Origin of the sequence: Photobacterium sp. S4TG1 (genome assembly GCF_036040035.1) — a bacterium.
In the GTDB taxonomy this organism is placed as follows: domain Bacteria; phylum Pseudomonadota; class Gammaproteobacteria; order Enterobacterales; family Vibrionaceae; genus Photobacterium.
Genome location: NZ_JAYXUH010000010.1, coordinates 123,651 through 147,574, shown reverse-complemented (window position 1 = coordinate 147,574; position 23,924 = coordinate 123,651). Strand labels below are relative to the sequence as shown.

The following is a 23,924-nucleotide window of genomic DNA, read 5'->3' as shown; positions in this document are numbered from 1 at the left end:
ACCTCAGTGCGCATTATGTACCTTATGTTAAATAGGATATAGAGCATTGAGACTATCACAAGAATATACGTAGAATATTGATTAATAATGGTTAAATACACTCTCCTGCAATTTACTCCTTGTGCATTTAACAGTATTAGCTATTTACCATAAAGTACATAATTAACACTTATTCTAAGATGCTACCTCAGACATTCTGTATTCGGTAGCCCCTTAGAAACTTGTAATTATTAAACTTAGTTTGATGGCGTTTACAAAACAGATCGCCACAATGTAAACGCCAAAAATAACCCTGTTTCGAAAAACAGGGTTTAAATTTATTACCAACTTAATGTATCAGCTATTTTACTTACTGAGGATTAAGTCCTAATTTTTGTAGTACCAGTTTAAAATTATCTTGACGTTCTTTAATGTTATGAACATCACCTGTCGAACAAGTTGAATCTGGGCAGCCACGGTTCACAATACCAGAAACATCATCAATAAATTCAGTTCCTTTCAGGCCACCATTAACGTACTTTTTCAATTCGTTGTAATAATTCCAATCAGCATAGTCACCGCCTTCATTAGAGTATGCTTGCACTGATGTTACCCAATAGAATAAGCCTGCAATCCATTTGATTTCTTTATTCTTCTCAGAGCTACAAATTAAGCCTGGGTTTGAACAGAAATCAAGATCAGCATATAGCGGGTTTACAGGTGGCGCTTCAACCATTACACCATCAATGGTTTGACCAATGGTTGCAGGATCAACGTGTGAACGACCTAAATAATGGTTTAACGTACCAAAATTTTGACGACCTGTGGTTTGAATAACGCCACGTCCCCACCAACCACAGCCTTCAACACTTTCTTGACTGCTGCCATCCCATAAGAACGTACCGGCTTTTTGACCAACGTAAATTTTACACTCATCACGTTCCCATACTTGCTTTGAAGTATCGATTTTATCTGGTACCGCATTACAGTGACCATTGTTAGTCCAGCGTCCCACATGACCATTAACCAGTAAGCCTTGCTCTTCTAATACTGCATCAGGAGCGGCAAATACAGGTGCTGGTGCGCCGTACCATTTTGCATGGGTTAACGCACTGACTTCCATTTTGTTATCACGCGGACAAGAATAAGCATAATCTAAGCCTGATACTGGGTTAACACCGTAATCTGCGTATTTTTGACCTAACTGACCACAACTTGCAGACATTGGGTAATCAGCAGGCGCGCCATATTTAATTTCAGACCAGTTGTTTTCATCACATGCGTTATAACGGATTGTCTCTTGCATGCTTTGTGCTAAAAACGCAGCAATAGCGACTTTGGCATAAATAATATTGGTTGCATCATCTGCTTCGTCAGTCAGTAGCCAAAACTTATTACCTGCAACACCAATATTGTGCATCGCATTAAGGCCATCAAGGAAGTCATTCCACTTATACACTGTCGATGGCACCCATTGTGACTGCGGTGTTTCATAGAGGAAGGCTTCATTATCCATGACATCTGAGGCATTCGTTAACTCAGTATTCAATGCTTCAATACGTGTTAATGAGCCTTTTTCAAGTTCTTCACCAACGTAATATAATGGTACTTTCGCACTTTGGTAAGCTTCAATTTTACTTGTTAAATCTGCGCTGTCTTTATCAAATAAAATCGCAAATATATTGCTGTGAGCCGCTTTACGAATTTGCTGATCACGTGTTGTTTGACCCATAAAATAATTCGCAGCTTGCTCGGTTGGAATATTAGCAAGCATTGCAGGCGTCTTAATATAATCCGTAACTTGTTTTACATATTCAAGTGCGTTGTGCCATTGTTCAGTTGATAATGCCGCGGTGGTTGATGATTTAGTAAAACTAATGAAGTCAGCTTTAGTCAATGATTCTGCTTTATATATATCTAGAGTATTTAAAAGATCAGCAGTGTAACTTGATGCAGCATTCCACACAGATTGGCGACCAGAATGAGTATCAAATGCAAAATCACCAACGCTGAAAGACCAACCCAAACTCGCTTCAGGAGCAAGCGTTGTTAGAATTAAGTTGTGAGCTTGTGACCAACCTTTCAAATCATCACTAAGGGCATTAATTTTATCAATATCAATACTAGCTGCGGTTGTATCTACGGCTTTGAGTAATGCCTCTTTAACCGCAATAACACCCAGAGATTGACCTTTATCTAATGTTGCTTTATCAAGCACATCACTACTAATAATGACAGATGAAGTCCCTGCTTGTGTCGCCGCCTCGATGATGGAAACAAATTTAGCGGTTAACTTATTAACATCAGCAAGATCTTCAGTAGCACTCGTTGCAATAGTTATTGTTGGCGGTGCCGTTGATGATGGACTTGTAACCACAAAATCATTTGGCCATCCAGCAACTTCAAGGCGCACAGGATCCATTGGATTTGGTAACGAAAGTACAGCCGCAGTACCGGGCTCAGATCCATCACAATTAAGATGTAGAGTCCATGAACTATCACTACCTGGAACAGATTGAGTCCAATAAACAGCAGAATAAGCAATATTTTTATTAACCATTATATCGCCAGTGCCAGCGTGATCACCCCGCGTCCAATCAGGATAAACATTAAATTCATCACATAGTCCCGCTGAAGCCAAAGGTGCAACACTTGATATCTGATTAACATCAGACGCACACACATAACCGCTAAGCATAGTACTGAATATCGCTATTGTTATTTTATTTATTCTTCTCACAGTTTAATTCCTTCTATGTTCATGCGTATAAATAGGTCAAAAATCTAATCTTGATTAGTTATTAGCTAAAATATTGCTTTATGAACCAAATTTTTAGCACCCTTATAACAACCATTTGATTAGTATTAACTTATTTATCATCGCGAATTATAAGTAACAATATGCAATCAGTTAATATCGGTGAAATATGATCGTTTGATCAAAGAAAAAAACAGTAAGAAGATAATGATAATTTTATAAATGTGAGATTGAGCCGAAACTATAAAATCCGTAGCTAACTATAATAAATGCCCTTTTCATTAAAAATAACCCAATAGCAGCACTCAATTTTTGTTAATTGAGTGCGTTGTTTTAAATCGTCTTAGAAATTAATGGTTTTAGTTTGTGGCCCTCTGTGAGCAAATTTTACTTGCTCCATTAATACCGGTGCAGTTAATGGTGGATTGTTTGAATAACCAAAATGTTCGATAGGCATACCATCATTACCTATTGTTAAATTGTAATCACCATCAGTATCTTGAAATGCAAATACCGCATAATCCCCAAAAGGAAGCGCATCGATTGTGATCCCTTGTGCCAATTTTTGCGGCGAATACGTGTTCATATATACCGTAGGGCGTTGAGTTAAATCATCTTTTTCATCGTAAACCAACACTAGCACTGCTGTTTTGGGATCACTAATATTGGTGACTTTTATTGTTAACGGGGAAATACCATCGGCAGTAACGACATTAGCAAACATAATAATACTCAAGATAACGCTACCCCCACTCACCCAATGTAATCGACTTACCGTATGCATATTTACCTTCTCTGACAGTAATGCTGCGCCCCATAATGTTGCAGCAAAAGCGATAATAAGTAGCGTGTAATATGATTCTAAACGAAGATTATGCAGTAACGGCGCGCTTAAATAGACAATAACAACTTGCCAACTGAAGACGCGTAATGAATGACGACCAATATAACTTAATGCCTTAATATGGAGGGCATTAGGATAACGCTGAATAATTACAGCTATCAGATATACCCATACGGTAATATTTAAAGTACGTAGCCAACCAAGTTCTGGTTTATCTGCATATGCATATAGCGCCCACCGCTGAATACCATAATCACTAAAGACACCGTAATGCGCGGCAAAAAGCCCCGTTGCAATGATCACTGCAATAGCAGTTAATACAGGATGCTGCCAACGTAGTGTTTTATTTTGTAGCATAAACCCAAGAGCCGAGCCGCCGACAAACAACAGTTGCCATGCAAAAAGATTGAAATAGCCTAGCTGTAGTTTGAAACTTGAAAAAACAAACGAAAAGAAAGGGAGCAGTATTGTTGTATTAAGCTCTTTACTAAAAATCCAAACAATAATACTGATGCTTACAACTGCCCACCCTAGCCCTTTGCGGTACATAATAATGAGCACAGGTAACAGCAACATGAAAATAATATACAGCGGCAGAATATCAAAATAGTTGGGTTGATTAACCAAAACCGCACTGGCTATAAAGGTCTTAAAGGGGGTTTCTATTACATTCTGAGCACTATGTTGGAGTATAGGTAAAGCTGATGGTAAGAAATGTGATGCGATAAGAACCCATGCAAAAACAATCAACAAGCAACCAATGTGATAACGATAGATACTAAATGCTCGGTGCCATGCTTTGGTGATAGACTGAGCATTAGTTAGCGATTCTCTACTGTATATCGCACCCGCAAGTAAGCCTGAAATAAGTACAAAACATTCGGCTGCGCCAAACTGCCCAAATGGTTGTAAAGTCACATTTTGAATGACAGAATACCCGCCACTTATCCATATTAAGTGATTGATTGTCATTAATAATAGTAATAAACCTCGAATACTATCTAACGCAGCTATCCTTTTCATTATCGTTACTCTAAATAATTGTATTAGCGTATTTTTATCAAAAAACATGCCTTTTTATATCTTTCATTGCCATTTGATCTCAAGCTTGGATGAAACACCACATTTCGCACTGTAATAGTCCGGTAATTACAAAACTAGAATAATAATATTGCTTATCTTTCGCGGTAAATTAGGTATATTGATAATTCAATCTGTATGGAGACAACAATGACAAGCTCAACCTTAACGACCTCGAAAAAAACCATCGGCTTAACCAGTGACAATATTGCAGGTGTGTCACCTCAAATATTGCAGCACCTTATTGAATTTAGTGTTGGTGATGCAACACCGTATGGTAATGATGATTTATCGTTACAATTGGATCGCAAAATGAGTGCGTTATTTGAAACTGATGTTGCGGTCGTTTTAGTACCAACAGGAACAGCAGCTAATAGCTTATGTTTAGCCGCAATGTCTCCTGCTTGGGGAGCTGTACTTTGTCATCCAAATAGCCATATAAATAATGATGAATGTGGCGCGCCGGAGTTTTTCAGTAATGGCGTAAAGCTTCTGCCGATTGATGGTGATGATTGTAAAATTGACCCTATAAAATTGAGTCAACGTGCTACTTTAAAGATTGGAGATGTTCATACCGTACAGCCAGCTGTCGTTAGTGTGACTCAAGCGACTGAAACAGGAAGTGTTTATACCCTTGATGAACTTCGTACTATTGGTGATGTATGTAAAAGCCATAATTTAAAATACCATATGGATGGCGCACGTTTTGCTAATGCGGTTGATGCCCTTGGATGTTCACCTGCAGAAATGACATGGAAAGCGGGTGTTGATGCCCTTTCTTTTGGTGCGACAAAAAATGGTGCCTTTGGTGTAGAAGTGATTGTTCTGTTTGATACTAGTTTAAAAAATGAAATTGAATATCGTCGTAAACGTGCGGGGCATTTGATGTCTAAAATGCGTTTTCTATCAACACAAATCGATGCTTATATTACCGATAATTTATGGCTTAACAACGCACAACATGCGAATGCAATGGCAACAAAATTACGTAACGGTATTCTGAGCATCGATGGTGTTGAACTACTTCACCCATCAAAAACAAATATTGTATTTTGTAAAATGTCACCCGTGACGATTGCAACCTTACATGAACATGGCTTTGAGTTTTTAGCTAATCGCTGGGGTGATGGTGTCGCGCGTTTAGTAACCAATTTTGCAACCAAAGCTGAAGATATTGACGCTTTTATTGATGTACTTGCGGCTAGTAGTAAGTAGTAAGTAGTAAGTAGTAAGTAGTAAGTAGTAAAAGAATAACGGCAATCACCTAATATGATTGCCGTTATTCTTCACACCACATTTATAGTTACACTGTGGTTAGTCATATAACACTACGCTTTACCTTGAATAATACGGGTTAGTTTTGGCGCAATAAGTAATGTAAAGGCAGCAATAACAGCAGTAACATACCCGATTTCACCAAAAACTTCTGCATAAAGAACAAGAGTTTGAGTTGGTTCAATAACCCCTTCTGGCGCAGCCGTTAAACTTGCAATCCAGCCAGCTAAAATAGCCGCAGTGGCTGAGGTTAAAAACCACATTCCCATAGCAAATCCCATCATTCGTTGTGGCACTAATTGGGCAATCATAGCGAGCCCAAGACCTGACACTAACAACTCCCCTAGTGACTGTAATAAATAGCTTGCCACTAACCAATTTGAATTAACGATCCCTTGTGAATTTGCAAACCCAGTTGAGAATTTCAAAATTAAAAAAGCTAGACTACATAACACCATCCCAAACGCAAACTTAAACGGCATCGCAAATCGTTCGCCGAGTTTATTATAAAGTATGGCTAATAGCGGACTCGCAATCATGATCCAAAACGGATTCAGCGCTTGAAATTGTTCTGGCTCTACTTTAAAACCAAATAAATCATGACTAACATTATGAATAGCAAAAAAATTAAGTGAGGTTGGCATCTGAAAATATAGCGCAAAGAAGACAATGCCCTGTAACATTAAAACAAAAGCGACAAACATTTTTGCCCTTTCAAGTCCTTGTGTTTTAAATGCTTCTTTGAAATAAATAAACACGATTGTAATTCCGACTACAACCAAAATAGCATGAGCGTAAAACAAGTGTTGTAATAGAAACGCACTCAAAAAGCTCAATACAACGGTAGCCACCACAACAGCCAAATAATAGCGTTTATTGACGGGCAACATATCAGGTTTTGAACCAATATTTTTAACGATTCGACCCATCACCATAAAGTTAACCATAGTAATTAATAATCCAATCGCACTCACACCAAAAGCCACGCCATAACCCATTTTTTCAGCTATCCAAGGGCTTAATAGCATTGAGAAAAATGAACCTAAATTAATCGCCATATAGTACATGGTAAATGCACCATCAAGACGCGGATCATTTTCCTCATAAGATTTTGCAAGTAAACTTGAAGGGTTGGCTTTAAATAAACCATTACCCATAGTGATAAAACCCATTGCTATATAGATAAGTTCTTTTCCGCCAAACCCTCCCGCTGCGGATAGCCCTAATAAAGAGTACCCAATAGTAAGAACAAACGCCCCGAGAGTAATGGTCCGTTTCGTACCAAGGATCTTATCCCCAACCCACCCACCAATCGCTACTGAACCAAATATTAACGCAGAAAATGCACCAAATAAGGTAAATGACTCGGCCTCTGACATGCCAAGAATTTTAACCATATATACAGTAAGAATGGCTTGCATGCCGTAGAACCCAAATCGCTCCCAGAACTCTACTGAAAATATGAGATAAAACGGTTTAGGTTGTTTAAAAACATTCACATCTGACATACAGCCTTCCTTAAATCAGTCGCAATTGCTTTAATAGTAGTCGTTATATTAAAAATGCGGATTGCGAGACTGATTCAAAAATAGATATTATCGAATAGGGTTTATATCTTTAAGAGGAAGGTTGAAAATAGAAATAATAGCAGGATTTAAAATAGATAACGTTACAATGCTGGTGGTTATATATAAACGAATAGAATTGAGGCAATAATCGTTTGAATTATTGCCTCATATAAACTACTGATCACTCAGATTTTTAGCGTATATAATTGGCTATCAACCGCCAGCTAATTTAACGGTATGACCTTTCTTTTCAAGATGCGCTTTAATCACATCACGCTTATCACCTTGAATTTCAATTTTACCCTCTTTTACTGCACCGCCACAGCCACACACTTTTTTCAATTCAGCGGCAATGAGCTTCAGTTGGGTATCTTCAACATCAAGACCTGAAACAATACAAACGCCTTTGCCCTTACGTCCTTTTGTTTCTCGCTGAATACGAACAATACCATCACCTTTTGGGCGTACAGGCTGTTCTTTCTCTTCTTTAATTCGACCAGTTTCGGTTGAGAAAACTAAACGGCTATTATCACTCATTGTGCAATCTATCTCACTTGGTTGCTTGATTGTGTGAATAACATTAAAAGTTAGCACATCAATCTTGCGAAATACTCATGAACCAATACTATCAATAAATGGTACTCTAACGGAACATCTTATGATTCGTAATGTGATTTTTGATTTTGGCGCAGTACTATTTGAATGGAATCCACACCATATTGTTAATAGTTTCACCACATCACCATCAGAGAGAGAAATATTGCTGCGTGATGTACTTCAACATCCTGACTGGCTATCACTTGATCGTGGTACGATGCTTATTGCGGAGGTGATACCGAAATTTTCAGCACGAACTCAAATATCATCACAGCGTATTGAAGATTTTATCGCGCATATTCAATTGAGTCTGACCAAAATACAACAAACAGAAACACTCTTTAATCAGTTAACACAACAACCCTACTCACTTTATTATCTGACCAATATGTGTAGTGCCTTTTTTGATACTCTATGTGAGAAGCATCACTTTATTTCATTTTTTGATGGTGGATTAGTCTCAGGAAAAGAATTAGTCATGAAGCCCGAACAAGAAATATTTCTAAGGCTCTGTGAGCGTTACCAATTAACACCACAAGAAAGTTTATTTATTGATGATAATAGCGAGAATATTCAAATAGCATCAGCACTCGGTTTTAATACAATTAAATTTGATCAAACAACATCGTGTTTCCAGCAAATTGAAAAGCAACTTTTTCTACATTAAATTCAGATAATTGCCTAATTTTTACATAAAATTGAACATTGTTATTGCTACCCAGTCTATTATCTATAATGAAGAGCTAATAATATCAGGAGTTTATGTGAAAAAAGTTTTTATGTCTGCCATGTTAGTTGCTGCAGCAACCCTATCAACCATGACCTACGCTACCGATCAATGCGATGGAAAATACATTGTGGGCCCTGTTGAGACCATTCACGTTAAAGATCTTGATATGGATTACAAAGCGCGTATCGATACCGGGGCAAATACAACATCTATCAATGCGTATGACTTGCACGTTATCGATGGTAATAATAACCCTAACGATAGCAAGAAAAGTTGGCAAGAAAATCTAGGCAAAATGATCAGCTTTAAAACAGCCAATGCTCAAGGACAAGAACAAACACATACGAGCAAAATCATTAAAATCAGCAAAATACGTAATGCACAAGGTGTTGAACGCCGTTATGCTGTGGTAATGGATTTAGTTTGGAATGGTAAAAACCATGCGATTCCAGTTAACTTACGTGATCGTAAAAAACTTGAATATAAATTACTCATTGGTCGCAATTGGTTAGATGGACGTTATTTAGTTGATGTATCAAAACACGATAACGATGATTAATACTTAAATGTATCGCTAAATCAGTGCCTGTAATAAATAGGCACTGTTTTTTAAGCTGCAAGCGTTCTATCTAAATATTTTTTAATTGAAACGATATCACCTTTTAATAGCTGTCCTCTAACCATCACATACCATTCATTCGCTTTACCACTATCATTTTTTATGACGATTCCTCGATATTGCTCAGAGCTTGCTATTACGGTTGATTGTCTTACCTGAGGATGAGTATTAAATTTCTCTGGTGGCATAAAAGCTTTAGTATCGCACCACCAATCCACACTCTTTTTAATGTTGGTTATCATTCCTTTGACAGCTTGACCATTAATGGTTGTTTTCCAGTCTGCTGTCAGCCCTGTACTATTTTCGATGGTATAGCCACGATGAAAAAGGCGTTTTTTTATTGTCATATTTCCAACCTTATTAAAGTATTAGTTTCTTTAATAATCATTACGTTAACTATTTATATAATAATAAAATCTAAATTACTAGGCTAGTTTTGTATGATTATTCTTTCATTTTTCGATGGTCGTTGATATTATTCACTCACTATAAAGTTATAGTGCATTAGAGGGTGTTATGGCTAAGAAGATCACCGTTATTGAAGATGAAACCATTCGTAATGCAAGTATTACGGACTTTTCAACCATTGCTGAGTCCATTACCGCTTGGCAACGACTAACACACCAACAATATGCCAAAAATACTTTGGTTGCGTTTAAAAATGATTGGAATAGCTTTTTACTTTTTTGTGAACACCATAAAGCGTCAGCATTACCGGCATCAGCTGAAATTGTTCATCGTTATATAGAAAAAATGGCGCAAACTCGTAAGTTAGCCAGCCTTAAACGTTACATTGTCACTATCAGTTTAGTACACCGTTGTCATGCATTACCTAATCCCTGTTTAAGTAATGAAATTAAACTCGCTATGCATAAACAACGTCTTGATAAACATGATGATTACACTAATGCTCAGGGATTTCGTGATAATCATTTACACGACCTTCTTGATGTTTTTATACTTTCAACAAAAGCTAAAGATGTTCGAGATATGGCTATCTGGGCAATCACATTTGAAGCCATGCTAAAACGCTCTGAAGTAACCGCCCTAAGTATTAATGATATTGAAATCAATCCTAATGGCTTAATAACCCTGTCGATTAATGATACTTTAATTGCGTTAAGTGACGTGGCATCTCAAGCAATTAATCGATGGTTAACCTTATCTATGATTGATAGCGGCTTTGTTTTTCGACGCATTGATCGGCATAACAATATTGGTGATAACCCTCTTGATCACTCATCTGTATATCGAATCTTTAGACGAGCAAGCCAAGAGCTTGACCTCCCAGCAGATGTGATTTTTTCAGGCCAATCACCACGGGTTGGTGCTAGCCAAGACTTAGCTGATGCTGGACTGTCTGTCCACCAAATACAACATCAGGGGCGATGGCGAAGCCCTGCTATGCCTGCACAATATATTGGTCAGCGAGCTAAACGTGATAATACTTTGAAAAAATTCGCGAATAAGAATGGTAAATAACGCATAAGACTATAAAACGACACAAAAAAGCCAACCTTAATACGTTTTCTCCGCAGAATTCGTATAAACGGTTGGCTATTAATGCACTTAGTTAAATTTTATTTAACCGCGTTTTTAATTGCTTTTTCAATAAAGTCTGTAAAGTTATGGCCATAGTTCTCTAGCATTTTAGGGAACATTGAAATTGGCGTCATACCTGGGAAAGTATTAATTTCATTTAATAGAATTTCATTGTCTTCACTTAAAAAGAAATCAATGCGAGATAAATCTTTAAGTTTCATTTGCTCAAATGCTTTACGTGCATAATGCTGAATAGCTTCAATTTGCTCTTCAGTTAAATTACGCGCTTCAACCTGCGTTGTTGATAAACTATCAGTGCTGTATTTTTCTTCGTAGCTATAGAACTTATCATCAGGGCATGATACTTCACCAGGCTTGGTGATAATTAATTGATCACCAAATTGATAAGCAGCAACTTCAAGTTCACGAGGTTTAATGGTTTTTTCAATAAGGACTTGGTTTGAATATCCAAATGCATTATCAACAGCAGTACGTAATTCGTCTGCATTCACAACACTATAGCAGCCTACTGATGAGCCTTGGCATGCAGCCTTAATAAAGACCTTACCCCATTGCGTCAATGCTGCTAGCGCTTGTTGATGTGCCTGTTCAGTATTCTCGCTCAAGAAAACATAGGGTGTATTGGGAATCTTTAACGCATCAAACCATAATTTAGTGGTAATTTTATTAAAACAATTAGTACTTGCTTCTGCACCACAACCTAAATAAGGCAAACCAGCTAAATCAAACAGTGATTGTAGGTCTCCTGTTTCACCAGGGAAACCGTGTACACAAGGGATTACATAATCAATCGTAATAGGTTGTTCACCAACAGCAGACAATGTTTTATCTAAGTTCAATTCACAAGAATGTTGGTTTTCATTTAACCAACCTTCATTTTTTGTCATTTCTACACGCGTATAGCTGACGCCATCAATCGCTTTTAATTGTTGTTCAATAAAGTTTGCAGACACGAGAGAAACTTCATGCTCAGCACTACCGCCGCCGCATAATAATAATACATGGATAGAACTCATTATCGTTCCTTAATTAGACCAATCACAATACAATGCAGATTACAAAAGCCTTGATACACTACCAAGGTCACAAAGAATAAGGCATTCACTACTGAATATAGTAATCAAAAAACGAATGTGAATGCACCCTCTACATCATCTTATCGTGATTTATTTTTAAATCATGCGAAGTTTGTGCTAAAAATGGTGATTAAACCACCATTTATCTGCTGTTTACTATTGAATTATTGTAATTGCTTCAATTGTGGTGAACGAGTATGTTCGATCTCATAAAAATTCCTCACAAATGCGCCATTGTTCTGTACAGCCTCAGGTAGCAAGGCTAATGCCGCTTTTGCTTGTTCATGATCAGAGTAATGCCCTAATAATAAAGTATAAACTTGGCTGCCATTGATCATTTTCTTATTTAACCAAGCCGGTTGCTGGCTATCTAATAACGACAGCAATTTCACTAATGATTGTTCATCCCTTGATGCGGTAACTTGCACACTATAACCATGCATAACTGTTGTTTTATATTCATCATCAGCTGCTATGGGTTCATTCGCCGATGCTTGGTCATCGACAACAGTTTGATCATCCACAGTAGTATCATTTGATGACTCAATTGGTTCAGGTTCATCAGTTACAGTCGCTGCCGTATTATCTGTTTCTGTTGCCGCATTCACAGCTGATTCAATAGATGCAGCATCCATCTCCATCACTTCATTTATGGCAGGTTCCGTAGCTTCTGCATCAATATCTGTTGCTGTATTCTCGGTAGGCTCTGCGGCAACTGCATCAACATCTGTTGTTGTATTCTTGGCAGGCTCTACGGCTACTGCATCAACATCTGTTGTTGTATCTACTGCTAACTCATTCGTTTCTTCAACAGCAGTAGATTCTGAAGTGTTTTCAGTTATTGAGACGGCTTTTGCAGCTGGCTGCTCTTTTATAACTTGTTCACTGACGGCAATAGAATCTATCGATTGATATAGAGGGTCTGTTTTAACTGATTCATCTAACTCAGCAACGACCGTTGGTTCGACAAATTTTTCAGTCGATTGCGTCGTATTTATAGTTTCAATAGGGGTTTGTAATGATGTTTTTGGTGGCATCAATTGAGCACAACCCACTAAGCTCGATAACAGGCTCAATGTGATAATTTTCTTCATTTTATTCTCTCTTATTCTCAACTGAATATTGGGGTGCTCATCATCAAAACAATAGAATGACAAAGGATCTATAATAGTTTGCCGTAGCTTTTGATTACGATCAAACAGATCATAACGATAGATCAATCGAAAAGCATTTATGTTACCATGCTCACAATAAATATTGTTTTGTTAACAATAATATCACTCACCTTTTCTGTTAATACCTAGGAACCTCAATGGCTGATCCACATATTAAATGCGAACTCGATCTACTTGATAAACTAACCGTTATTCTGTATCGCTCAGCATTCACTGTTGCTGCTATTATCATGGCGATTATTGGTTCAGAAACTCATGCTGCAACGCCCTTTCTCGTTATAGTTGCTTTATTAGCATCTACAACAGTGCATATTTACGACAAACGCTTTCGTTGGTTGATCCAAGGCGCAGGACTATTCTCGGCAATTTGGCTTATCTCTGGATTATGGCAGCCATTAGCATTAGGCGCGGCTTTATTTGTCTTTAGTGCACTTTCAATAAAAGAATACTTTTGCTTTAAAGTGAAAATTCTTTTAGTGACTCCTCTTGCTTTAGCGGGTTTTTGGTTTTGTTTAGTGTTTAATGCTGTCAATATTGCAATTGGCTTTGCAATGACCGGTGCAGCGTTACTTGCGTTTGCAGCCTTTAGTAAATGGCGTATGCCACTACATTTTGATATTGGAGATAAAAGCCGCTACCAGGTGTAATACTTATAATAATTGAGCCACCAGCTTTATTATCCACCAGCAAAAAAAGAGATCATATGATCTCTTTTTTTATATTTTACGAGCATACTTTTGTTTATACATTGCCTCATCTGCTTTATTTAAAGCGTTTTCTATACAGTCACCAACCGTAACAATTCCATAAGAAAAACTTAGATAAAGCTGCTTTAATAAAAAATAAGCTTCAATTTTATCTCTAATAATTTCAATACGTTGTCTAACTCCAGACAGTGAAGAACTATCAAGTAGTAATACAAATTCATCACCACCAAAACGTACGATCACATCGCGCTCCCGTAACATTTTCTGTATACTTTGAGCAAAATCTCGTAAAACTTCGTCGCCTTTATTATGCCCATGTACGTCATTGATTAATTTAAATCCATCAAGGTCAATAAACACCAGCGTTTGATAGGCGCTTGCATAGGTCGATTTTAAATAACTTTTTTGGTAACACCCCGTTAAAGTGTCAATATTAATGCTATCGTTAGCTTCATAAATACTGCAAATGATGAATGCTTGATCAAAATGCATTATCTTTTGACGATAAGTATGAAAAGACTGCTTACCATTTTCAGTTTCAACTGTTTCATTAGATACAATAAAACAAGTATCGCTATTAAGTAATTCATTGTCTAAATCAAGGCACGTACGGTAATCAGGAAATTTATTGCATGCTTGTTCAGCGCTATAATCAACGAGATCAACACCTAAGTAATTAATATGTTTATCATTATTAAAAATAGCATTTCCTTCACTATCACGAATAATAACAAGTGCATCACAAGAACTAATTAATGAAGAAACTAATAAAAAATGAGGACTACTCTTTCGCTCAAGCAATTCATTATAATTTTTATTAATTCTACGTTGTTCATTATAAACATCAAAAAAATTAGGACTAATACCAATTGTATTATAATGATCTATCTTCATAAGATGCTGAATTGCGAGTTTGATTTCATGATGATCTTTTGCACGATTCATATCATAAATAGCTTGATCGAGTAAATTACAAAATGATTTTGTTTTATTTTTATAGCTATCTATATTGGAAGCTGTTTGCTTAACATCCTCAATACTAATAGGCTGCGAAAAATAAAACCCTTGATAGGTCATCGTCCCAAATTGTTTTAGTAGATTCAGTTGTTCAAATGTTTCTACTCCCTCAATAATAATATGCTTATCAAGTACTTTGACGATCTTTTCATATTTCGTTTTAATTAATGAATAGACAACATAACTTTGAGTAATATTCTTGATTAATTTTCGATCTAACTTTATGTACTCCACATCAAGATGTAAAAATAATTCACTATTCGCATAGCCTTTCCCATAATCATCTAGAGCAAATTGAATATCTTTAGCTTTCAATTGGTTAATTGCAGATTGAATACGTGAAAAATCATTCGTTGTATCATGACGAGTCAGTTCTAAAATGACGTTTTTTTCATGCTCAAATATTTTTTCACATGCATCAATAAATTCATCATTTAATAGGCTAGAAATAGATATATTAATTGCTAATTTTGTCTTTTCAGGATTAGACAACCGTGATCGTTGCTGAATAACCGATTCAATAACAGCTAAATCAAAAGCAACATGATCATTGATACTTTCTATATAGCATTCAATGTCAGAGTTAGGCGTTCTAAGTAGTGCTTCATAAGAAGATATTTTACCGTTGTAATAGCGAGGCTGATAATTAAAGTAACAACTTGAGAGCATGATTATATTCTTATTAGATTTTTGAAGGAGAATAATCGAAAAACTTACTGATCCCAAGTGTATTTTTTATTTAATTAATTACTATTCCATATTGGAATCACTCATTCCTAAAAAGACTTGAACAGTATCAACATTATCTTCAACTTGACAAAAAATATCATTAAAAACTATATAGTTACGTATAAAGAATTTATGATATACAACTGCATCAATACAACTTAATCACTTTTTTTACGCTCATTTTTTTGTTTATACATTGCGATATCTGCTGTTTTTAAAGCAAGTTCAACACCATCTTGTAGAGATGCAACGCCATATGAAAAACTTAACTGCGTTTCTTTTTGATTAAAATACCATTCAATATTTTGCCTTAACTGATCAATACGTTGATGAACATTTTTAATCACATGACTATTCAGTAAAATGATAAACTCATCCCCACCGAAACGTATAATCACATCTTCGTCACGTAACATATTTTTAATCGTTAATGAAAAGTCACGTAAAACTTCATCACCAACATAATGGCCAAAGTTATCATTAATCTCTTTAAAACCATCTAAATCAATAAACACCAGTATTTTATGTTAGTACCTTGGCTGGTATTTGAAATATAATTCATCAGTCATTTCTTTTTGCCCTAATCTATTTTAATGCTACACCTTAGTAACACATATATAACCAGTATTATCAATAACAAAAGCATATAAATAGTTATTTATGATTAAAGTATAACCATAGCGAATAAAACTTTTATTTTTGGCATAGCATGCCGTTGACATTTAGATCATCAATATTCTGTTAGATCACATTATCTTTATAAAAAAAATGTTTATTTCATATTTAGATATAAAGTATCACTAAGGCAGAGAGAGATAATTATCTATGAGTAGTATTGCGGCTTTTTTGAAACCGACCAGCATTGCCGTCATTGGCGCATCAAACAACCCACACCGTATTGGCTATATTGTGGTTAGTAACCTATTAGCAGGTTGTTTTAATGGCCCCATCATTCCAGTCACCCCAAAGTATGCTGCAGTTGCTGGAATTCTGGCTTATCGCAATATTAAATCAATGCCCATCATTCCAGACATTGCTATCGTGTGTACTCGCGCAGAACTTGTTCCCGATATTATTAACCAGCTTGGGAAAAAAGGAGTAAAAGCAACGATTATTATTGCAGCTGGTATGACCCCCCATACAAACAACAAAGAAATTATTAGCCACCAACAACAGATGCTTACCAATGCACAGCACTATAATATGCGAATTATAGGCCCTAATAGTATGGGGATCATTTTGCCATGGTTGAACCTAAATGCCTCTGCTGCCCCTGCTCGTGCAAATAAAGGTAATATTGCATTTGTTTCACAATCAGCGGCAGTATGTACAACTATTTTAGATTGGGCGCAGAACAAACAAATAGGTTTCTCTACCTTTGTTTCTTTAGGGGACGCTTGCGATATTAACTTTGCTGAACTGCTTGATTTTTTAAGTCAAGATACTAAAACAGAGGCAATCTTACTTTATATCGACAATATTAAAGATGCTCGCCAATTTATGTCTGCAGCCCGTGCAGCAGCGAGGAACCGTCGCATTCTAGTATTAAAGAGTGGCCGTACAAGCGCTGGACGTTCAGCTGCTTTATTACATACCAGCGGTGAGCATGGCGTTGATGAAATATATGATGCAGCTATTAGACGTTCAGGCATGTTACGCGTACATACAACTCATGATCTATTTGCTGCGGTTGAAACACTGGCTCATTCTGTACCACTGCGAGGTGAGCGATTAGCAATTCTTACTAATGGTGGCGGCCCAGCTATTATGGCATTAGATGCTTTATCAGATAGAGGTGGCAAATTAGCACAATTAAGTCATGCAACAATTGCAAAACTATCACAAGTCTTACCCCCCTATTGGTCACAAGCAAACCCGATAGATATCATGGGGGATGCTAATACTGCACGTTACCAACAAGTACTTAATATTCTATTGGATAGTGATGATTTTGATGCCTTACTTATTATGCATAGTCCATCCGCTTTAGCGCATAGCACCAACACAGCTAAAGCAATCATTGATACTCTTATCCAACATCCTCGCAGCCAACGTTTTAATATTTTAACTAACTGGTCGAGTGAGAATGAAGCAACCAATGCACGAACTCTTTTTTCGCAAGCACGTTTACCCACTTATCGAACACCTGAAAGCGCAATCTCAGCTTTCATGCATTTAGTCGAATACCGCCGTAACCAACGACAATTAATGGAAACCCCCGTCTCAGTCAATGACGCTACCGCAGACCCTAATTATGTACGGTACGAAATAGAGCGTTTACTTCAGCAAAATATTTACCATCTTGAGACTCATGAAGTTCGGCCGTTATTAAAGAGTTATGGTTTTACGACCTTACCAACATGGATAGCCTCTGATGCTGCTGAAGCGGTGCATATTGCCGAACAGATAGGGTATCCCGTGGCTGTTAAGTTACGCTCTCCCGATATTCGACATAAATCGGAGATTCACGGCGTCGTTTTATATCTACGAAATGCAAATGAAGTAGCTAATGCCGCCGATGCCATCTTAGCTCGTGTTACATTACACTATCCAAGTGCACGGATTGATGGTTTATTGATTCAACGTATGGCTAACCGCTCAGGTGCGCAAGAATTGCGTATTGGTGTCCATAACGATCCTGTTTTTGGGCCAGTAATCATGCTGGGAGAGGAAACCATTCATTGGGATATTGAACGTGATGCCGTGGTGGCGTTACCGCCGCTAAATATGGCACTAGCCCGCTATATGGTCATCAATGCGCTAAAGCGTAACAAAATCAAACAACGTAGCAGTTTAGAGAAGATCTCTATTCCCGCGCTATGCCGATTATTAGTGACTATTTCACATATGATCATTGATTGTCCCAACATAAGCACACTGGATATTCATCCTTTGCTTATCTCTGGTGATGAATTAACAATTATTGATGCATCGATGGATATCGCCACATTTAATGGTGATATACAGCAACGGTTAGCTATTCGTCCTTACCCTAAAGAATATGAACAGCAATGCCAACTTAAAGACGGTAAATCAATATTACTGCGCCCAATATTACCGGAAGATGAACCTATTCATAAAGCCTTTATCAGCCAAGTATCAGAAGAGGATCTTTATAAACGTTTCTTCTCTGATGTAGGGGAGTTAAATCATGAAGCTTTAGCTAAATTTACCCAAATCGATTACGACCGTGAAATGGCTTTTGTCGCTATTTATGATGAGATGATTATAGGTGTTGTACGAGCCTTATCAGACGCAAATAATAATGATGCTGAATTTGCGATTCTTGTTCGATCAGATATTAAAGGTGTCGGTCTAGGGCGAATATTGATGAGTAAACTTATCAATTATGCTAAACAACGTGGGCTTCATACACTCACAGGAATGACAATGCCGACCAACCGAGGCATGATCACCCTAGCACAAAAAATAGGGTTTGAAATTGACGTTCAACTGGCCGATGGCATCGTCGATATGCTATTACCGTTAAAATAAGCACAGCCAATATAAAACAACATGCACTGAATCATTAACAGTTATAAATAAGGTGATTTAATGTTTTTACAGCGTTACCTCTTGTCTCATCCGCTATAATTATCACTTATGATACATCTATAGCAGTATGAGGTGGCAACGTGAATAGACATTTCATCTTTTTTGAACAATTGGTTACTAAGAAGATTAGTCAAAATTTTTTACGTGTATCATCACGACTAAGGCTTATATGTGCTTTCCTCTGTCTAACACTCTCTTGCTTTAGCTTCGCAGGAACAGAGCAACCGACAGGCGGTAGTTATGGGCTAGCATTAGATCCCGTTCCAACGGTTAACTTTGTCTTTCTTACGCCAGCTAACACCCAGCAGCAGCAAGCAAAAGACATTATTCAGCATTCATCTATCCTCGCAACCATTAAACAACTGAGTCAGACGCGGTATATTTTCGCTCCCAGCTTAAATATCGTTTTCGGTGGTGCCAGCGGCCCAAATTTTGATTCAACCAAAGAACAAATCCAAATCCCTTATCAATATATTCATCAACTTTTAGAGCATGTATCACACACTGGTGCTTATTCAACCCAGCAACAACGCTATCAAGCGACAACTGATGCCCTATTACTCATGTTACTGCATGAGATTGGGCACGCTTATATTCTGGATCGAGCTATTCCCGTATTAGGCCACAGTGAAACGACAGTTGATAATTTTGTGGTTATTTTATTGCTTAATGATATTCACCGTGGCGATGACATTGCAATTAACGCCAACCGCTTATTTAGTACTCAAACCTTTAACCATTCAGCACTAAGTAATAATAGTTTCATTCAACAGCATAGCCTTAGCCAACAACGTTATCAGCATATTTTGTGTTTGGTCTATGGCAGTAATCCCACTCGTTACCAACGCTTATTTGACTCATTACCTGCGGCACAACGCCAGCAGCAGCAACGTCAATGTCAAGAAATTTATGCAACCACCTATCAAGGATGGCTGTACTATTTAGACAATTAACACAAGCGACAGAATTGCATATAAATTCAAAATCAAAGATGTAACACCGTATATTTTGTAACGACAAGCATAATTAATCATTTTAATCGTCAATTATATTGAATTAATTCAGCAGGCAACTCACGAATAGTAAAATCTGGTATATGTTTAAAGAGAAGGTAAGCAATCATCACGTCAATGAATGCTGTGCTGGTGGTTTATTACTATCAATAAATTATTTTTATCAATAGGTGAGTTATTGCTGTGAAATTCCCAGCGCACATTGGCGCACCGTCACCACCAACGGAGGCTAAAACGTCACGGTTACGTAACGGGACAAAAATTGGGTTATCTCTTTTAGGATTGATATTGATGATACCTATCGTAGGTATCCTATGGCTGCACATTAATCATATAACAATCACTGAATTTAAAGGGCTTCGCTATGATAACGGGCTCCATGCAGAACAGATTTCACTCAGTATTTTTAGTTACAATGTCACCTTCCACCAGCTTTCCCTACAACATCAAATAGATCCTAATAATAAATTGGATGATGGGAGTTATCGACTATTTGCGAAGAAATATGAAATAGAGCTATCTCCGACAGCAACTAAAATATTAGAAAAACAACAGCTTCATTTACGTTATATTCATTTTTTTGATGCTACTTTCAGGTTTGTTAATTTCAAGTCTCCGCTTGCTATAAATGCTCATGCTCGTAAAGTCACAACATCCGTGCTTCACAGTGACAGTAAAGAAACTGCAGCAACGCAAATTTTAGAACAAGTTGACGTTACGATCAGTCATAGCCCACATTTAGTTATCTCAGGCCATTCAAGTAAAGGCAAATTAAGTCTTTTTTTTCCTCAGACTCAACCATCTCCGCATTATTCTTTACTATACAATGACAGTCGATTCTCAATGGCTTGGCTAGGTGATCAAACCCCTGTTACCGTCACAATTGCATCCATCCACCCACAATGGGAAACACTGAATAACACACTAGCAGAACAAATCATTTCTCAATTATCATTAACGTTTGATCTTAATCGTAGCTTACCCACAATGGTGCTAGCGGCTAAAACAATAAAGCTCGAACAACCCAAATATTTGCCTTCATTTATCAATCGCACAAATATCGATAGTAAAGGGATTCATCTCGGACAAGCTATTGCTAATCTCGCCCGTTTACCCATAAAGAAATTAAAAGTAGATGCACTGACTTACGGTGATTTATTAATTGATGCTAAAGTTATTTTAGAAACGCCAGCAGCAATAACGTCATCTACTATCGCAAATCTAAGAACGTCGACGCATACCAATAATGTCACCATGGTATTTGATAGGGCTTCAGCCGTTGTTAGTGAAAGTAAACAGCAACGCCAACGTCGAAAGCAAGCGCGTCAGCAAATAGATCAACAAGCGAAAGATTTAAATATCGCAATAGAAAAGAAAACCAAAGCCCGTTTTATTGTTAAAGGGAAAGCATTAAATCCACATCCGTATCAGCTTGACGTTAATATTTACCATCTTTCAAAAACAGATGCGCGCGCTCATGCAATAATGACTCGCGATGACGGTAATAACCTTAATTGTGATATTAAAATTATTTTTTATCAGCCTTTACCACAGTATTTAAATTGTAATGCCAACTTCAAAAATACCAAGGAGTTTACTGATAGGTTAGGATTTGAGAATGTTCCTGATGCTAAAATAAATGGCCCTTTACGATTTTATGCAAAACAAATTGTAAATGGCTTATCTAAGCCCTTTCAACCCATGGTTATTAATAATAAAATTGTCGATGCGCATTATCTCATCGGTATTGAATTACCATCTTCTTTTACTATTGAACTCAACAAATATGCTTTTAAAGCGCCTTTCTTTAATTCTAAAGATAAAACCTTGCGTCATAATAATGCGCCTAAACATGTTGCAAATATTCAGATGAACAGTGACGGAAAAATAAACTTCAAGATAAACTATCAAGATAAGCTTTTTAATGTCGCTTTAAGTGATAAAAATGAGACTATCAGTTTCAATAACGCAAAAACAAACTCTCACCTTCAATTGCTTATTGAAGACCTCAACTGTTTATATCCTAATTTACGATGTCACATTAATGCAAATATCAATGCCAGTATCAATACATTACAACCCGTTGTAGATAGTAAAGCTGATGACATTATTTTCAGTTCAAATGTAAAAGCCACCTGGGCGAATAATTACTTAATATCACAACTACAACACACTCGTTTTCAAACTAAAAAGCTCTCATTTAAAGGCATTCCAACACTCACCAATAATACAATTGATAATATTGATTTCAGCTTAAACCAATTAGTTGGATTGCTTGAAAATAAACAAGATCGCATAGCCTTAACCTTCTACCAGCCTCAGCAGACACAAGCGCAACTTAAAGCAAATTTGAAGCTACGACATCAAGCAGAAAAAACTTCAGCTACAAATGACTACAGGGCACAACTCAACATTGATGTGAGCCAGTTTTTATTACGACATGAATTGTTATTTAAAAATACGATCAAAAGCCCCCCTCAATCCATACCAACAAAGCCGTTAACATTCTCAAGCCACTATAAAATCACAGTGGATGCCGCTCAACGTAACCGTAAACGACTATTTCCATTAAGCACGTTATATGGGCAGTTCCATTTAGCCGGTAAAACGATAAATATTAGCTCTACCTTAGCTAATCGCCATGATAATACTTTAGCAAAAGTCAACATTCACTCAGATTTTATTACCAAGAAAACGCATGTTAAGTTACATCAAAAAGTGATAGCTTTTACTAAAGCCAACAGCTTAAAAAAACATTACTTTCCAGAACTGACTCTACCGATAGATATTACAGACGGAAGTATTACTTATGGTGGATCGTTTGTTATTGATCATAATAATAAGATTTTCGGAAATGCAACAATTTCAACTGATCGACTTTCAGGCAGTTATCACGAGTTTGATATTACCCATTTAGAAAGTAGCGCCAATATTGCTTTTTCTCCCCAAGGTATTCATACCCTGCACCCTATTTCGTTATTTGCACAACAATTACATGCCGGTATAACACTCATAAACCCAAGCTTAGTTATTGATGCTAATACTCAAACAAATCACTATACATTACATCGAATATCAGCTTCGCTATTGGGTGGAAATATCAGTGCGCATAATATTAATCTCTCCAATTTACAAAAATTAGCACCAATACCAATAACTGTTTTTGGTCTTAATATTAAACAAATCACAGATCTTATTGATCATGAAGGTATTGAATTTACAGGGATCCTTGATGGTACCATCCCTATTACTATGAATGATGGCCATCTTGAAATTCATCATGGCGTACTTCATTCTCGCTATCCTGGCGGTGTATTACGCTATGTGGCAGGTTCTTCCATCGATGAAAAAATTAAAGCTGTCGGTCATCAAAATCCATTAATGGTCAGTGAAATCCTTAAAAACTATCATTATCGTACCTTTGCCATAAAAGTTAACTATGCTAAAGATGGCGTGTTAAAAACACAATCTCATTTCAAAGGCTATAATCCAGATTTTCAGTCTGGTCGTCGAATCAATATAAATCTAGCCATTGAAGATAATATACTTGAACTGATCAGAACAATTAACATGCTAAATGCTTCAAATGTCGAGCAAAAAATTAGTGAGCATTTTAACCCTCTATAGCATTAAAGGTTA

At 36.9% G+C, this 23,924-nt stretch carries 17 protein-coding genes; 8 read left to right on the top strand and 9 right to left on the bottom strand.

Translation table 11 applies throughout. From position 1 onward, the window contains the following. Window positions 1–349: 349 nt before the first annotated feature. Entirely contained in the window at window positions 350–2,719 is a 2,370-nt protein-coding gene (locus VXS03_RS13095; protein WP_327764207.1) for a cellulose-binding domain-containing protein, read from the bottom strand. Window positions 2,720–3,080: 361 nt separating this feature from the next. Beyond that, window positions 3,081–4,604 (bottom strand): OpgC domain-containing protein, encoded by a 1,524-nt coding sequence (gene opgC, locus VXS03_RS13090; protein WP_327764206.1) that lies wholly within the window; start codon window positions 4,602–4,604, stop codon window positions 3,081–3,083. A 207-nt stretch (window positions 4,605–4,811) separates the two neighbouring features. On the opposite strand from opgC, the gene VXS03_RS13085 reads away from it, so the two are divergent. Continuing rightward, a complete protein-coding gene (locus VXS03_RS13085; RefSeq protein ID WP_327764205.1) occupies window positions 4,812–5,876 on the top strand; it encodes a threonine aldolase family protein in 1,065 nt (354 codons plus the stop codon). A 113-nt stretch (window positions 5,877–5,989) separates the two neighbouring features. Here VXS03_RS13085 and dtpA read toward each other — a convergent pair whose 3' ends face one another. Beyond that, the gene (gene dtpA / locus VXS03_RS13080) at window positions 5,990–7,444 is read right to left on the bottom strand and encodes a dipeptide/tripeptide permease DtpA (RefSeq protein WP_327764204.1); all 1,455 of its coding nucleotides are present in this window, start codon (window positions 7,442–7,444) and stop codon (window positions 5,990–5,992) included. Between the two features lie 273 nt (window positions 7,445–7,717). Further along, window positions 7,718–8,041 (bottom strand): stress response translation initiation inhibitor YciH, encoded by a 324-nt coding sequence (gene yciH, locus VXS03_RS13075; RefSeq protein ID WP_080155930.1) that lies wholly within the window; start codon window positions 8,039–8,041, stop codon window positions 7,718–7,720. A gap of 121 nt (window positions 8,042–8,162) precedes the next feature. On the opposite strand from yciH, the gene VXS03_RS13070 reads away from it, so the two are divergent. After that, window positions 8,163–8,768, top strand: a complete 606-nt coding sequence (locus tag VXS03_RS13070) for an HAD family hydrolase (RefSeq protein ID WP_327764202.1) — start codon at window positions 8,163–8,165, stop codon at window positions 8,766–8,768. Between the two features lie 97 nt (window positions 8,769–8,865). Next, window positions 8,866–9,390: an ATP-dependent zinc protease family protein gene (locus VXS03_RS13065; RefSeq protein WP_327764201.1), complete on the top strand. Its 525-nt coding sequence runs from the start codon at window positions 8,866–8,868 to the stop codon at window positions 9,388–9,390. Window positions 9,391–9,440: 50 nt separating this feature from the next. Here VXS03_RS13065 and VXS03_RS13060 read toward each other — a convergent pair whose 3' ends face one another. Then, window positions 9,441–9,797 carry a DUF3319 domain-containing protein gene (locus VXS03_RS13060; RefSeq protein ID WP_327764199.1) on the bottom strand — a complete coding sequence of 119 codons (357 nt, stop codon included), beginning with the start codon at window positions 9,795–9,797 and terminating at the stop codon, window positions 9,441–9,443. Between the two features lie 169 nt (window positions 9,798–9,966). Here VXS03_RS13060 and VXS03_RS13055 point away from each other — a divergent pair, with 169 nt between their 5' ends. Beyond that, complete coding sequence (locus VXS03_RS13055) at window positions 9,967–10,932, top strand: tyrosine-type recombinase/integrase (RefSeq protein WP_327764198.1); 966 nt, start codon at window positions 9,967–9,969, stop codon at window positions 10,930–10,932. Between the two features lie 98 nt (window positions 10,933–11,030). Here VXS03_RS13055 and VXS03_RS13050 read toward each other — a convergent pair whose 3' ends face one another. Further along, entirely contained in the window at window positions 11,031–12,029 is a 999-nt protein-coding gene (locus tag VXS03_RS13050; protein WP_327764196.1) for a D-alanine--D-alanine ligase, read from the bottom strand. Between the two features lie 224 nt (window positions 12,030–12,253). Continuing rightward, window positions 12,254–13,183, bottom strand: coding sequence for an SPOR domain-containing protein (locus VXS03_RS13045; protein ID WP_327764195.1), 930 nt, complete (start codon window positions 13,181–13,183; stop codon window positions 12,254–12,256). 218 nt (window positions 13,184–13,401) lie between these two features. On the opposite strand from VXS03_RS13045, the gene VXS03_RS13040 reads away from it, so the two are divergent. Next, window positions 13,402–13,911, top strand: a complete 510-nt coding sequence (locus VXS03_RS13040; RefSeq protein ID WP_327764194.1) for a DUF2301 domain-containing membrane protein — start codon at window positions 13,402–13,404, stop codon at window positions 13,909–13,911. 69 nt (window positions 13,912–13,980) lie between these two features. Here the strand turns inward: VXS03_RS13040 and VXS03_RS13035 are convergent, their stop codons facing one another. Together VXS03_RS13035 and VXS03_RS13030 are read right to left on the bottom strand one after the other, a co-directional pair. Next, window positions 13,981–15,657: a GGDEF domain-containing protein gene (locus tag VXS03_RS13035; protein WP_327764193.1), complete on the bottom strand. Its 1,677-nt coding sequence runs from the start codon at window positions 15,655–15,657 to the stop codon at window positions 13,981–13,983. 218 nt (window positions 15,658–15,875) lie between these two features. Further along, complete coding sequence (locus VXS03_RS13030) at window positions 15,876–16,232, bottom strand: GGDEF domain-containing protein (protein ID WP_327764191.1); 357 nt, start codon at window positions 16,230–16,232, stop codon at window positions 15,876–15,878. 310 nt (window positions 16,233–16,542) lie between these two features. Here VXS03_RS13030 and VXS03_RS13025 point away from each other — a divergent pair, with 310 nt between their 5' ends. The 3 genes from VXS03_RS13025 to VXS03_RS13015 all read left to right on the top strand — a co-directional run bounded on the left by VXS03_RS13025 (window position 16,543) and on the right by VXS03_RS13015 (window position 23,912). After that, window positions 16,543–19,212, top strand: coding sequence for a bifunctional acetate--CoA ligase family protein/GNAT family N-acetyltransferase (locus VXS03_RS13025; RefSeq protein ID WP_327764189.1), 2,670 nt, complete (start codon window positions 16,543–16,545; stop codon window positions 19,210–19,212). A 140-nt stretch (window positions 19,213–19,352) separates the two neighbouring features. Further along, window positions 19,353–20,225, top strand: coding sequence for a DUF4344 domain-containing metallopeptidase (locus tag VXS03_RS13020; RefSeq protein WP_327764188.1), 873 nt, complete (start codon window positions 19,353–19,355; stop codon window positions 20,223–20,225). A gap of 243 nt (window positions 20,226–20,468) precedes the next feature. After that, complete coding sequence (locus VXS03_RS13015) at window positions 20,469–23,912, top strand: intermembrane phospholipid transport protein YdbH family protein (RefSeq protein WP_327764187.1); 3,444 nt, start codon at window positions 20,469–20,471, stop codon at window positions 23,910–23,912. The last annotated feature ends 12 nt before the right edge of the window (window positions 23,913–23,924 follow it).

What these genes read in the sequence shown, in the direction of transcription:
- VXS03_RS13035 (WP_327764193.1), bottom strand. Translation starts at nt 15,657, where the DNA reads ATGCTCTCAAGTTGTTACTTTAATTATCAGCCTCGCTATTACAACGGT.
- VXS03_RS13085 (WP_327764205.1), top strand. Translation starts at nt 4,812, where the DNA reads ATGACAAGCTCAACCTTAACGACCTCGAAAAAAACCATCGGCTTAACC.
- VXS03_RS13040 (WP_327764194.1), top strand. Translation starts at nt 13,402, where the DNA reads ATGGCTGATCCACATATTAAATGCGAACTCGATCTACTTGATAAACTA.
- yciH (WP_080155930.1), bottom strand. Translation starts at nt 8,041, where the DNA reads ATGAGTGATAATAGCCGTTTAGTTTTCTCAACCGAAACTGGTCGAATT.
- dtpA (WP_327764204.1), bottom strand. Translation starts at nt 7,444, where the DNA reads ATGTCAGATGTGAATGTTTTTAAACAACCTAAACCGTTTTATCTCATA.
- VXS03_RS13070 (WP_327764202.1), top strand. Translation starts at nt 8,163, where the DNA reads ATGATTCGTAATGTGATTTTTGATTTTGGCGCAGTACTATTTGAATGG.
- VXS03_RS13045 (WP_327764195.1), bottom strand. Translation starts at nt 13,183, where the DNA reads ATGAAGAAAATTATCACATTGAGCCTGTTATCGAGCTTAGTGGGTTGT.
- opgC (WP_327764206.1), bottom strand. Translation starts at nt 4,604, where the DNA reads ATGAAAAGGATAGCTGCGTTAGATAGTATTCGAGGTTTATTACTATTA.
- VXS03_RS13060 (WP_327764199.1), bottom strand. Translation starts at nt 9,797, where the DNA reads ATGACAATAAAAAAACGCCTTTTTCATCGTGGCTATACCATCGAAAAT.
- VXS03_RS13055 (WP_327764198.1), top strand. Translation starts at nt 9,967, where the DNA reads ATGGCTAAGAAGATCACCGTTATTGAAGATGAAACCATTCGTAATGCA.
- VXS03_RS13050 (WP_327764196.1), bottom strand. Translation starts at nt 12,029, where the DNA reads ATGAGTTCTATCCATGTATTATTATTATGCGGCGGCGGTAGTGCTGAG.
- VXS03_RS13025 (WP_327764189.1), top strand. Translation starts at nt 16,543, where the DNA reads ATGAGTAGTATTGCGGCTTTTTTGAAACCGACCAGCATTGCCGTCATT.